Below are 12,807 nucleotides of genomic sequence, written 5' to 3' on the forward strand. Positions count from 1 at the left end.
TTATTCCAGCCACAGCAGGGCATCACCTGGGCTGACGGCACGGCCTGGCTGACAGGCAATGCGTTTAACAATGCCAGCCTGCGGCGCATGAATGGCCAGCTCCATCTTCATTGCTTCAACGATGATCACCGGCTGACCGGCAACCACTTCATCGCCCGGTTTCACCAGCACTTTCCAGATATTGCCGTTCAGATCGGCGCTGACCTGCACGCCGCCATCTTCAACTTCCTCTGGCAGCAGATTTTCATCGCTGGTCAGCGGCGCGCCTTCCTCTTCCTGCGCCCACAGCGCCACTTCGGCGTCGAAGGAGCTGGCCTGTTTGCTGCGGAATTCGGCGATAGACGCGGCATTGTCCTGCAGGAACTGCTGGTGTTCGGCGAAATCAAACACCGTTTTTTCGATGGTCACGGTGGCGCGGCCTTCGCGGAAATCTTCCCGCAGCACATCCAGTTCCGCTTCGGTCACCGGGTAGAAACGCACCTGGTCGAAGAAGTGCAGCAGCCACGGCTCGTTAGCGGCGAACTGTTCGTTTTTCAGGAATTTGTTCCAGATGGGCAGCGTGCGGCCCACCAGCTGATAGCCGCCTGGCGAGTCCATGCCGTAAATGCACATATACATGCCGCCAATGCCCACCGTGCCTTCGGCGGTGTGGGTACGCGCAGGGTTATATTTGGAACTCAGCAGGCGGTGACGCGGATCGATCGGCACGGCGCACGGCGCACCAAGATAGACATCGCCCAGCCCGAGGATCAGGTAGCTGGCATCAAAAATGGTGTCGCGGACCTGTTCGCGGCTGCTCAGACCGTTGATGCGCTGAATAAAGTCGACGTTGTTCGGCAACCATGGCGCGGTGGATCGCACCGTTTCTTTGTAACGCTCAACGGCACCCAGCGTGGCGCTGTCCTCAAAGGCCATCGGCATATGCACAATGCGCGAAGGCACTTTCATCTTGCTGACGTCGCCGAGGTTTTTCTCCAGCGTCAGCAGCAAGGTCAGCAGCTGTTTCTGGCTGAGGATGCGGCTGTCATAGCGGATTTGTAGCGAACGCACGCCTGGCGACAGCTCTTCAATGCCCGGCTGGCCGGTCTCGCGCAGGGCGGTCATCAGCAGGTGAACGCGCAGGCGCAATGCCAGATCCAGCACGTTGTCGCCGTACTCCATCAGGATGTAGTTGTCGCCCGCCTGACGATAAACGGCGGTTGGGGTAAAGGCGGTGGCCTTGATGGCGGCCAGCACCGTTGCCGAGCCGTATTCGGTTTCAGCCAGTGATGGCACCGGATAAGCAGGCTGCGAGGTGGCGTGCAGTTTATCGACGCTTTTCGCCTGTGCCTGCTCCAGCGCATGGGCCTCTTCAAAGCTGATGGGATGGAAGCGGATGCGGTCGCCAGGCTTAACCTGACCGACTTTCCACAGCTCGGCTTTGGCGATGGTTACCGGGCAGACGAAACCGCCCAGGCTCGGTCCGTCGCGGGTGAGGATCACCGGGAAGTCGCCGGTAAAGTTCACCGCGCCAATGGCATATTCGCAGTCGTGAACGTTGGAGGGATGCAGACCGGCTTCACCGCCGTTGGCGCGGGTCCAGCTCGGTTTCGGTCCGACCAGACGCACGCCCAGACGGTTGGAGTTGTAGTGTACCTGCCACTCGCTGGCAAAGAATTCGTCGATGGATTCCTGGGTGAAGAAGTCCGGCGCGCCGTGCGGGCCGTACAGCACGCCGATGCGCCATTCGTCGCCGTACACCGGCACCAGCGAGGCGTCTAACGCCTGCGGTTCGCTGACCGGGGCCGGCGTGGTGCAGGCGGCCAGTTCAGGCTGCGAAATCGCCAGCATATCGGCAACGCGCAGGGTGCGACCGGCGTGGCCACCAAACTGGCCCAGGGCGAAGGTGGAGCGGCTGCCAAGGTATTCCGGCACGTCAAAGCCATTGCGCACCGCCAGATAGGTGCGGCAACCCATCTGCGCCCGACCAAGGGTCAGCGTCTGACCGGCTTTGACGGACACCGGCTGCCAGTACGCCACCGCGTCGCCATCCAGCGTGGCCGGGCATTCGGCACCGGTGAGGGCAATCAGGGTATCGCTGTGGAAGCGCAGGGTTGGGCCCTGTAGCGTGAACTCCAGGCCCGCCGCTTCTTCGGCGTTGCCGACAATGCGGTTGGCCAGGCGGAAGGCAAAATCATCCATCGGGCCGGACGGCGGCACGCCAATGTCCCAGTAACCCAGGCGGCCAGGGTAGTCCTGAATGCTGCTCCAGGTGCCGGGTTGGATCACTTCAATCACCGGCGAGGCCGGTACAAAGCTGTCGAGCATCCGCGTCCACACCTTGCCGCTGCGGAAGGCCTCGGTGGCGACGATCTGCCGCAGGTAATCCAGGTTGGTGGCAATGCCGTGCAGGCGGGTTTCGCTCAGCGCCTGCTGCATTTTGGCTAACGCCGCCTCGCGGTTCTCCGCATGGACGATCAGTTTGGCAATCATCGGGTCGTAAAACGCCGACACTTCGGTGCCGGTGTTGATCCAGCCGTCGACGCGCACGTCGTCCGGGAAGCAGACTTCGGTCAGCACGCCAGGGCTTGGCTGGAAGTTTTTCAGCGGATCTTCGGCGTAAATACGCACTTCGATCGACGCACCCTGCGGTGCCAGCGTCAGGCGTGGCCAGTCAATTTCCTCTTCGGCGGCGACGCGCAGCATGCATTCAACCAGGTCCAGCCCGGTGACGCTTTCAGTGACCGGATGCTCCACCTGCAGGCGGGTATTGACCTCAAGGAAGAAGAAATCATCCTGTTCAGCATCGTAGATATACTCGACGGTGCCGGCGCTGCGGTAGTTAACCAGTTCGCCCAGTTTGACCGCCGATTCCAGCAGCGCGGCGCGGGTGGCTTCCGGCAGCTGCGGTGCCGGGGTTTCTTCCACCACCTTCTGATTACGGCGTTGCAGCGAGCAGTCGCGTTCACCGAGGGCGATCACTTTGCCTTTGCCATCGCCAAAAATCTGCACTTCCACATGACGGGCGCGGTCGATGCAGCGTTCGAGAAACACGCCCGCATCGCTGAAGAACTGTTCGCCCAGGCGACGGACGCTTTCCCAGGCGTTGCTCAGCGCCTCCGCATCCGCACAGCGGGTCAGGCCGATGCCGCCACCGCCTGCGGTGCTTTTTAGCATCACCGGATAGCCCACGCGTTCTGCGGCGCTCAGCGCCTCGTCCAGCGAGGCCAGCAGCGGCGTGCCCGGCGTCATCGGCACGCCCGCCGCCGCAGCCAGTTCACGGGCACGGTGCTTGAGGCCGAACTCGCCAATCTGCTGGGCCGTCGGGCCGACAAAAGCGATGCCGGCCTCTTCACAGGCGGCGGCAAACGGCAGGCTTTCTGACAGGAAGCCATAACCGGGCCAGATCGCCTGCGCACCGGTCTCTTTGGCGGCGGAGAGAATTTTATCGATGCGTAAATAGCTGTCGCTGGCCTTTTCCCCGCCGAGGGCGATGGCGATGTCAGCATCCTTCACGTGCTGCGCATTTTTATCGGCGTCCGAAAACACCGCCACGCTGGTGATGCCGAGGCGTTTCAGGGTGCGGATGGCGCGGCAGGCAATTTCGCCACGGTTAGCGATCAGGACAGTATTAAACATGGGGGGTCTCCTTGCGGGTCAGCCAGTTGCGCCAGCCGCCAAATTCAGTAATGTCCGTCGCCTCTGGCAGCACGGCGGGTTCACAGATAAAGCCCTTCACCAGGCGGCCATCCGCCAGCTCCAGCGTGCCAATCCCCAGCGGAGAGGGGATTTCAGCGACAAATTCACCGAAGCGCGCCAGCGGGATATCCCAGAGTTCCACCACGATCGACGCGCCGTCGCTGCCTTTGGCGAGGCCCGGTTTTGGCGGTGTGGTGTTGGCCAGCGCATACAGGCGATAGCAGGCGGCGGTGAGGGTCTCTTCCACCAGTACCGCATCGCGGCGGGTGAGCTGGTGGTTAAGCGGCATGCCGGTCAGGTGGGCACCGACCACCGCCACGCGCACATGCAGCGGCGAGGCCGGCAGCGCGGAGTAGGTGGCCGGCTGGGATTTGCCGGTGGCGCCGAGGCTCAATGCCTGGCTGGCCTGCCAGCGCTGGCCGAAGGTCACCAGCGCGCGGTCATACCAGGCCGGGGCAATCAGGGTGATGCCCGCCGGTAAACCGTCTTCGCGGAACGGGCCGGGCAGCGCCAGCGCCGAGAGATCGGCGAGGTTGGTAAAGTTGGTGTAGGTGCCGAACTGCGAGTTAAAGCGCACCGGCTCCTGCTTCATCTCTTCCAGCGTGTGGATGGTGGGCGAGGTCGGCACCACCAGCGCATCGAACTGGCTGAGGGTTTGCTGGATTTGACGGGTCAGTTCCGCGCGCAGGTATTCGGCCTTAAAGGCATCGGTGGCGCTGTAGTTATTGCCGCTGGCGACGATGCCGTACACCACCGGATCCATCTCTTCCTTGCGTGCCAGCATCTCGCCGACGGCGACGGTGCGTTCAGCCACCCACGGGCCGTAATAGAGCTGTTCCGCCAGCTGGTGGAAAGCTGAGAAATCGATGGGATGCAGCGTTGCGCCGGTGGCTTTGAGCGCCTCGACGGATTTCTCCCACGCCGCTTCGGCCTGGGCATCGGCAAAGAATTCCAGCGTGGCGGGGATTGCCAGGCGCGGTGCGGCAGGCAGTGAGGCGGGCGCCAGACCCGGATTGCGGCGCGAGTAAGCATCGCTGGCGTCATAACCGCCGGCACAGCTGGCGGCGAGGAACGCATCTTCCACCGTCAGCGCGAAGATCGAAATGGTGTCGTTCAGGCGACAGGCGGGCACCACGCCGGTCGCGGATAACCAGCCTTTGGTCGGCTTGAGGCCAACGATATTATTAAAGCCCGCCGGTACGCGGCCGGAGCCGGCGGTATCGGTACCCAGCGCAAAGCCCACCAGACCGCGCGCGGTGACCGACGCCGAACCGGAACTTGAGCCGCCGCTGACATACGCCGGGTTGAAGGTATTGCAGACCGCACCAAACGGCGAGCGGGTGCCGACCAGGCCGGTGGCATACTGATCGAGGTTGGTTTTGCCAATCACCACCGCACCGGCGGCTTTCAGATTGGCCACGGCGGTGGCATCCGCCGCCGCGTTATAAACAAATGCCGGGCAGGCGGCGGTGGTCGGCCAGCCTGCCACGTCGATATTGTCCTTCACCGCGAACGGCACCCCAAACAGTGGCAGCGACGTCGGGTCCTGCTGCCAGGCGGTCAGCAGCGGTTCAACCTGTGCGCGGATCTGCGCCGGCGTCGCCAGATACAGCCAGGCGTTATCCCCGGGGGATAATTCGTCCAACAGGCCGGTCAGCGTGTCGAGAACGGCGTCAGGATGCTGCTGATAGTGATGCTGCCAGTCGCTAAGGGTGAATCCGGTGGTCAGGGCCATAAGTTGAATTCCATCTGGTATACAAGATTGAATTCAATTGAGCAAAACGCGTGCCAATCAGTAACAGGTTGAATTTGATGCGTTTTTGAAACCCGCCCCGTCAGCGGTGCACGCTGGACGAGCAGGGAGTGAGCAAAAACAGGGCAGGGAGTACGCGGGGATCAGATTTTTGGCTGACTCAGCCTGTCCTGCAGGAAGGCGAGGAACTGGCGGTTAATTTCGCTTCGCTGGCGATGCTGGGGGAAGACCGCATTCAGGCTCAGCGGTGAGGGGATATACTCATCCAGCACCCGGACCAGCTCGCCACGCGCCAGCGCCCCGCCGACGATAAATTCCGGCAGCAGCACCAGCCCCAGCCCGGCCACGGCGGCATCCAGCAATACCTCACCGTTATTGCTCTGCACCGGGCCGCTGACCGCCATGATCTTGCGCTTCCCGTCCACCTTCAGCTCCCAGCCCGTTTGCCCTTCGCGGCCATAGCGCAGGCAGGCATGTTGCAGCAAATCGTCCGGCTTTTCCGGTTGTGGCAGTCGCTGCAGGTAGGCCGGGCTGGCACAGATCACCCGTGGCAACTCGCCAAGCTTGCGGGCAACCAGCGTGGAATCCGCCAGCGTGCCGATGCGGATCGCCATATCGAACCCTTCGCCAATCACATCAACATAGCGATCGGCCAGTTCGATCTGGAAATTAACCGCCGGATGGTGCGACAAAAATTCGGCAATCAGCGGAGAAAGGTGACTCATGCCGTAGGACATCGGCATGCTGATGCGAAAGGCACCGTGCAGCGCCTGATGGCGATCGGACACCGCCTGCTGGGCTTCCTCGATATCTTCCAGGATGCGCTGCGCGTGTTGGGCAAAGGTGTGGCCGGTATCGGTGACCGACAGCTTACGGGTGTTGCGGATCAACAGCCTGGCGCCCAGCGAGTCCTCCAGCGCTGCCATCCGGCGGCTGACGTACTGCTTCGAGAGCATCAGCTGATCGGCGGCGGCGGTAAAGCTGCCGGAGGCGATCACCACCAGATAAATCCTCAGATCGTCAATCTGCATATTGTCCACTTATTTGTGACAGTGATTGCCTTTTCAGGCCATTGTTGAGCAAATGAGTTTACTTGTAATCTGGGTTCATCGGAAGGGCAACCGCTCTCCAGAAACCTACACTGAGATTACCGGAGCAGATCATGATCGAACAAAGACTGTCAGAACAACGCGGAGTGGGCGACCACGGTTGGTTGAACTCACATCATACTTTTTCGTTTGCTAACTACTGGGATCCAAAACAGGTTGGCTTCTCGGATCTGCTGGTGATCAATGACGACCGGGTAGCGAAAGCCCGCGGATTTGGTGCCCATCCGCACAGCAATATGGAGATTATTTCCTATGTGCTGGAAGGTTCGCTGGAGCATAAAGATTCAATGGGTACCGGCTCGGTGATTGTCCCTGGCGATGTGCAGTTGATGAGTGCCGGTAGCGGCGTCACGCACAGCGAGTTTAACCACTCGGCCACTGAAGGCGTGCATTTCCTGCAAATCTGGATTGTGCCGGCAGAGAAAAATACCCCGCCGGGCTACCAGCAGGTGTCGGTCAGTGACGCTGAGAAACGCGGCAATTTGCGGCTGATTGTCTCCCCGGATGGCGAAGATAACGCGCTGACCGTGCGTCAGGACATGAAGATTTACGCCGGTCTGTTTAACGGTGACGAGCAGCAAACCTTCACCCTGAATGCCGATCGCTATGCCTATATTCAGCTGGCACGCGGCAGCCTGACGGTAAACGGCATTCGCTTTAAAGCCGGTGATGGTGCCCGGGTGCGTAATGAAACCACGCTGACCTTCAGTGACGGTGATGACGCGGAAGTGTTGTTATTCGACCTGCGGCCGGTGGAAGTGAATCACCAGACGCGTTAATTCGAGGTGAAAAAACAACGGCCACCCGCAAGGTGGCCGTTTTTCGTGCTGGCGCGCAAAATTAATGGCTTTGCAGGAAGGCCAGCAAATCTTCGTTAAGCCGATCCTGATGGGTGACGGCAAAACCGTGCGGCGCATTGTCATACACTTTCAGCCCGGCACCGGGGATCATTGCCGCAGCGACTTTGCCGGTGGTCTCGAACGGCACCACCTGATCGTTACTGCCGTGGATCACCAGCGTTGGCACGGTAATTTTCTGCACATCGCCGCGGAAATCCGTTTCTGAGAAGGCGGTAACGCAGTCGATGGTGCCTTTCAGCGACGCCAGCAGCGCAATGTTCAGGGTCTGCGTCAGTGCGCCCGCGGAGACGGTCTGCCCGGCGTTAGTGCCGTAGAAAGGCACGGCAAAATCACTGATAAACTGCGCGCGATCCTGACGCAGGCCCTGTTTGATGCCGCTGAATACCGACAGATCCACCCCTTCAGGATAGTCATCGGCCTTGCCAAAGATCGGCGTCACCGCGCCCAGCAGCACCAGCCCGGCAATGCGATCGCTGCCGTAAGTGCCGAGATAGCGCGCCACGTCGCCGCCGCCCATCGAGAAGCCCACCAGCGTCACGTCGCTCAGATCAAGCTGCACGATCAGTTCGTTGATATCTGAGGCAAAGGTATCGTAATCGTAGCCGGTCCACGGCTGATCGGAGCGGCCAAAGCCACGGCGATCGAAGGCAATGCCACGGTAGCCTCGTTCCGCCAGGAAGTTCATCTGGCTGTCCCACATATCCGCATCCAACGGCCAGCCATGACTGAACAGCACCGGTTTGCCGGTGCCCCAGTCTTTGTAATAGATCGCTGTACCGTCGGAGGTTTTAATCGTGCTCATGGTGTTTATCCTGTCGTTGAGTGAAACGGTGATAACGGGCCCCGGTCAGACCGGAGCGACCAGATAGCGAACTTCAGGCTGGCTGTCTCCCTGATGGAAGGCCAGCACCCGGTTTTGAATTTTGCTGTCGTTAATGGTGTAACGTTCCTTTTGCCGCAGGTGCTCCATCCAGGAGCCGACGACAAAGGTTTCGACAAAAATACCGGGGCGCAAAATGTCTTCGTACAGACACCAGTTGATCGCACCGCCGCGCCGTCTTACCCGGCGCATCTCCTGAATACAGACCGTGAAGCTGTGGGCTTCGTCGCTGGCGATCAGGTATTCATAGCTGACCATCACCGGCCCGCGATCGTGACGGACATCGGGCAGGGTGCCGTTTTCATCGCGGGCGATGCTGTCGAGATTCAGATCGGGGTCCTGATCCAGCCGCCAGCGCAACACGGTGGCGCTGGCGATGATCATCCCGGCGGTGGCAATACACAGCGAGGCCGGAATGCCATAGTGGGACGCCAGCTGCCCCCAGATGGCGCTGCCGGCGGTCATTGATCCAAAGAACACCGTCAGGTACACCGCCAGCGCGCGGGCTTTTACCCATCTGGCGGCGCTGCGCTGTGCGCCAAGATTGAGGGTAGACAGCACCGCAATCCAGGCAAAACCGGTGAAGAATTCAAAGGCGTTCAGCAGCCAGAAATGACGCACCCAGGCCAGCGCCAGCATAGTGAGGGCAAACATCAGGCTGGCCAGTACCATCAGCCGGTCGGCACTGAAACGTTTGCGCATCCACGGCAGGAGCAGCGCGCCGCAAATCGCCCCGACGCCAATAAACGCCAGCATGATGCCGTAACCGCCAGGCCCCAGCCCCAGCTCACGGCGGGCGACCAGCGGCAGCAATGCCCAGCCCGCGCTGCCGAAAACAAAGAAGGCGACGGTGCGCACCAGCACATTACGCAAAACCGGCGCGGCATGGACGTAACGCAGACCGGCGCGGACCGCAGAGAAAAAATGCTCGGGCGGCAGGCGCTGCACGGTTGGCTCGGCTTTCCAGCGATACAGCACCAGCGCGACCCCCAGCACCGACAGCGCATTGAGCATAAACACCATCCACGGGCCCACGAAGGAGAGGATCAACCCGCCCAGCGCCGGGCCGATGGCGCGACTGATATTGATACCGAGGGAGTTAAGGGCAATGGCAGGACCCAGCGACGGCTTGTCGACCAGATCCGGCACGATGGCCTGAAACGGCGGCGAGCTCATTGCCGCACCGGCGCTGAGGAAGAACGCCGCCACCAGCAGCACCAGCGGCGTGACGTGGCCGGTAAACGACAGCACCGTCAGGATCGCCGCGGCGATAAAGACCCACAGTTGCGAAAACAGCAGGTATTTGCGCCGGTCGACGATATCGGCCAGCACCCCCGACGGCAGCGCAAACAGGAACATTGGCAGGCTGCTGGCCGCCTGCACCATTGCCACCGACAGCGGATCGGCACTCAGGGTCAGCATTGTCCAGTTCACCCCCACATCGTTCATCCATGAACCGATGTTGGAGACGACGGTGGCCAGCCACAGCATGCGGAACACCGGCAGCCGTAAAGGCTGCCAGGGCGAAACGCTCACCGCCGGCAGGTCTTCAGGCAGCGGCGTGCTGGCACTGTGAATATCATTTACCTGCGCCATGCGGGTACCTCAGACGGTGGAGTCGTGGCGTTATTCATCGGCTCAGAACGCAAAGCAGCTGCAACCCAGCGCGCCCCAGAAAGCGGTATCTTCGGACACCGGCACGTTGGCGCCGCGCGCCGCATCGTGCTGGTGGCTGTGAACGCCGCACGGGCCGCTGCAATGGTGCACCGACGGCATCATTCCCACCCGGGAGGCGGCCTGTGGGGGTGCGCTGCGATAATGGCCCGGCACCTTCACCACCGGCGACCAGTCGGGCAGCACCGGAATCGACGGCGGTGCCTCGGCGCCAAAGGTCCCGGCGGCGTAGACCACGTTGCCATCGACCACGGTTAACACCGATTCAATCCCTTTGATCTCCTCTTCCGGCACGCTGAAGAAATCTTTGCTCAGCACCGCCATATCGGCCAGCTGTCCGACCTTGATCTGGCCTTTTTTCCCCTGCTCGCTGGAGAACCAGGCACTGCCCTGGGTCCACAGCATCAGCGCGGTTTCGCGATCCAGACGCGCGCTGGCCTCATACATTTGCATTCCGCCGACGGTGCGCCCGGAGACCAGCCAGTACAGCGCGGTCCACGGGTTGTAGCTGGCGACGCGGGTGGCGTCGGTGCCGAGACCCACCGGCACCTCAGTGTCGAGCATGCGCGCCACGGGCGGCGTGTGGCGGGTGGCTTCAATGCCGTAGCGCTCGGCAAAGTATTCCCCCTGGAACGCCATGCGGTGCTGCACCGCGATCCCACCGCCCAGCGCTTTAATGCGGTCGATATTCTTCTGGGTGACGGTTTCCGCATGGTCAAAGAACCAGTGCAGGCCGTTGAACGGAATGTCGCGGTTCACTTTCTCAAACACGTCCAGCATGCGGCTGATGGATTCGTCATAGGTGGCATGCAGGCGGAACGGCCAGCGATGCTCGACCAGATGGCGCACCACGCGTTCCAGCTCGTCTTCCATGCCCGGCGCTAAATCCGGTCGCGGTTCGAGAAAATCTTCAAAGTCTGCCGCCGAGAACACCAGCATTTCGCCGGCGCCGTTGTGGCGGAAGTAATCGCTGCCCTGGCCGGGTGACAGCATGTCGGTCCACTTTTCAAAGTCCTCAAGTTCATGGCCCGGTCGCTGGGTAAACAGGTTGTAGGCGATGCGCAGCGTCATCTGCTTTTTATCGTTCAGCTCGGCGATCACCTGGTAGTCTTCGGGGTAATTCTGGAAGCCGCCGCCGGCGTCGATGGCGCTGGTCAGGCCAAGGCGGTTGAGTTCGCGCATAAACTGACGCGTCGAGTTGACCTGCTGTTCCAGCGGCAGCGTCGGCCCTTTTGCCAGCGTGGCATAGAGGATCATCGCATTTGGCCGCGCAATCAGCATGCCGGTCGGGTTGCCGTTGCCGTCACGCTGGATTTCGCCGCCCGGTGGATTCGGCGTGTCTTTGGTGTAGCCGACCACGTTCAGCGCAGCGCGGTTGAGCAGGGCGCGATCGTAAAGGTGCAGGACAAACACCGGCGTGTCGGGCGCGGCTTCATTGATTTCGTCCAGCGTCGGCATCCGACGCTCGGCAAACTGGAATTCGGTCCAGCCTCCCACTACCCGCACCCACTGCGGAGACGGGGTGCGCAGCGCCTGCTCCTTCAGCATCCGCAGCGCATCGGCTAATGAAGGCACCCCTTCCCAGCGTAACTCCAGGTTGTAATTCAGGCCGCCACGGATCAAATGCAGGTGGGAGTCATTCAGGCCGGGCACCGCCGTGTGGCCTTTAAGGTCGATCACTTTGGTGGCGTCATCGTGGTACTGCATGACCTCGGCCACCGTGCCCACCTGCAAAAATTTACCCTGTGAAATCGCGACGGCTTCCGCAAAGGGCTGTTGACGATCAACGGTGTGGAACTTGCCGTTGGTGAAAATAAGATCGGCTTTAGCGGGCGTGACCATGGATCCTCCTGACGTGAGATGTCCGCACCGCCCGGCGCAGGCGGCAGTACGGAAAAGGGGAGCTGGGTGCCGGACAGCAGGGCACCAACGTTGAAGAAGTATGGTGAGGAGTTTGGCCGATCGTCTAGTTATACGAAGGGATAACTATACGTCCGTATAGTTATACGCAGAGATAATAGTGACGGTGAATTAATCGCCTTAGACTGCGGGCTGACAGTGATTTTTCGCTAGCTTAATTCGCTTTTCAACCTCAATGGGTGACCACAATGACTAACGCTAAACTTGAAGTTTTGACGCCTCATAACAGCCAGATGATTTTCATCGACCAGCAGCCGCAGATGGCCTTTGGCGTCCAGTCAATTGACCGTCAGGTGCTGAAAAACAATACCGTGGCGCTGGCGAAAGCGGCAAAAGTCTTCAATATTCCTACCATTATCACCACGGTAGAAACCGAGAGCTTCTCCGGCCATACCTATCCCGAGCTGCTGGACGTGTTCCCAGGGCTGGATATCCTCGAACGCACCTCAATGAACTCCTGGGATGACCAGAAAGTGCGTGATGCGCTGGCCGCCAACGGTAAAAAGAAGGTGGTGGTTTCCGGCCTGTGGACCGAAGTGTGCAACAACAGTTTTGCCCTCTGCGCGATGCTGGAAGGGGACTATGAGATTTATATGGTGGCCGATGCGTCCGGTGGCACCACCAAAGAAGCGCATGACTTTGCCATGCAGCGCATGATCCAGGCGGGCGTGGTGCCGGTCACCTGGCAGCAGGTGATGCTGGAGTGGCAGCGTGACTGGGCGCATCGCGATACCTATGACGCAGTGATGAACATTGCTAAAGAGCATTCGGGTGCTTACGGCATCGGCGTGGATTACGCCTATACCATGGTGCACAAAGCCCCTTCCCGTCAGAAGAGTGAGCACCGCACGCTGGCACCGGTGCCTGCGCGCTGATCCGGGTCGACGCTCCCGGACCGGGATAAAACGCCCTGAGCCGCTTTCCCTGACTCGC

Annotated in this window: 8 protein-coding genes; 2 read left to right on the top strand and 6 right to left on the bottom strand. The window is 60.8% G+C overall.

The window, feature by feature from the left end:
• From uca to E2F51_RS10645, 3 genes are all read right to left on the bottom strand, one after another.
• A complete protein-coding gene (gene uca, locus E2F51_RS10635) occupies nt 1-3,618 on the bottom strand; it encodes an urea carboxylase (RefSeq protein WP_134823436.1) in 3,618 nt (1,205 codons plus the stop codon).
• Complete coding sequence (gene atzF, locus E2F51_RS10640) at nt 3,611-5,413, bottom strand: allophanate hydrolase (RefSeq protein WP_134823437.1); 1,803 nt, start codon at nt 5,411-5,413, stop codon at nt 3,611-3,613. Before atzF ends, uca begins: the two co-directional genes overlap by 8 nt.
• Before the next feature lie 161 nt (nt 5,414-5,574).
• Complete coding sequence (locus E2F51_RS10645; RefSeq protein WP_134823438.1) at nt 5,575-6,462, bottom strand: LysR family transcriptional regulator; 888 nt, start codon at nt 6,460-6,462, stop codon at nt 5,575-5,577.
• Between the two features lie 131 nt (nt 6,463-6,593).
• Between E2F51_RS10645 and E2F51_RS10650 the strand changes: the two genes are divergently transcribed.
• Nucleotides 6,594-7,319 (top strand): pirin family protein, encoded by a 726-nt coding sequence (locus E2F51_RS10650; protein WP_134823439.1) that lies wholly within the window; start codon nt 6,594-6,596, stop codon nt 7,317-7,319.
• Between the two features lie 61 nt (nt 7,320-7,380).
• Here E2F51_RS10650 and E2F51_RS10655 read toward each other — a convergent pair whose 3' ends face one another.
• From E2F51_RS10655 to E2F51_RS10665, 3 genes are read right to left on the bottom strand one after another with little or no spacing between them, the layout of a single operon-like run.
• Entirely contained in the window at nt 7,381-8,202 is an 822-nt protein-coding gene (locus E2F51_RS10655; protein ID WP_134823440.1) for an alpha/beta fold hydrolase, read from the bottom strand.
• A gap of 45 nt (nt 8,203-8,247) precedes the next feature.
• Nucleotides 8,248-9,876, bottom strand: coding sequence for an MFS transporter (locus E2F51_RS10660; protein ID WP_134823441.1), 1,629 nt, complete (start codon nt 9,874-9,876; stop codon nt 8,248-8,250).
• 42 nt (nt 9,877-9,918) lie between these two features.
• The gene (locus tag E2F51_RS10665; protein ID WP_134823442.1) at nt 9,919-11,796 is read right to left on the bottom strand and encodes an amidohydrolase; all 1,878 of its coding nucleotides are present in this window, start codon (nt 11,794-11,796) and stop codon (nt 9,919-9,921) included.
• Nucleotides 11,797-12,062: 266 nt separating this feature from the next.
• Here E2F51_RS10665 and E2F51_RS10670 point away from each other — a divergent pair, with 266 nt between their 5' ends.
• A complete protein-coding gene (locus E2F51_RS10670; RefSeq protein ID WP_013200682.1) occupies nt 12,063-12,749 on the top strand; it encodes a hydrolase in 687 nt (228 codons plus the stop codon).
• Nucleotides 12,750-12,807: the final 58 nt, after the last annotated feature.

Source organism: Erwinia sp. QL-Z3 (assembly GCF_004551645.1).
Classification (GTDB): Bacteria; Pseudomonadota; Gammaproteobacteria; order Enterobacterales; family Enterobacteriaceae; genus Erwinia; species Erwinia billingiae.

Excerpts from the sequence above, each read along its gene's own strand:
- E2F51_RS10670 (WP_013200682.1), top strand. The coding sequence starts at position 12,063 with ATGACTAACGCTAAACTTGAAGTTTTGACGCCTCATAACAGCCAGATG.
- E2F51_RS10645 (WP_134823438.1), bottom strand. The coding sequence starts at position 6,462 with ATGCAGATTGACGATCTGAGGATTTATCTGGTGGTGATCGCCTCCGGC.
- uca (WP_134823436.1), bottom strand. The coding sequence starts at position 3,618 with ATGTTTAATACTGTCCTGATCGCTAACCGTGGCGAAATTGCCTGCCGC.
- E2F51_RS10660 (WP_134823441.1), bottom strand. The coding sequence starts at position 9,876 with ATGGCGCAGGTAAATGATATTCACAGTGCCAGCACGCCGCTGCCTGAA.
- E2F51_RS10665 (WP_134823442.1), bottom strand. The coding sequence starts at position 11,796 with ATGGTCACGCCCGCTAAAGCCGATCTTATTTTCACCAACGGCAAGTTC.
- E2F51_RS10655 (WP_134823440.1), bottom strand. The coding sequence starts at position 8,202 with ATGAGCACGATTAAAACCTCCGACGGTACAGCGATCTATTACAAAGAC.
- atzF (WP_134823437.1), bottom strand. The coding sequence starts at position 5,413 with ATGGCCCTGACCACCGGATTCACCCTTAGCGACTGGCAGCATCACTAT.
- E2F51_RS10650 (WP_134823439.1), top strand. The coding sequence starts at position 6,594 with ATGATCGAACAAAGACTGTCAGAACAACGCGGAGTGGGCGACCACGGT.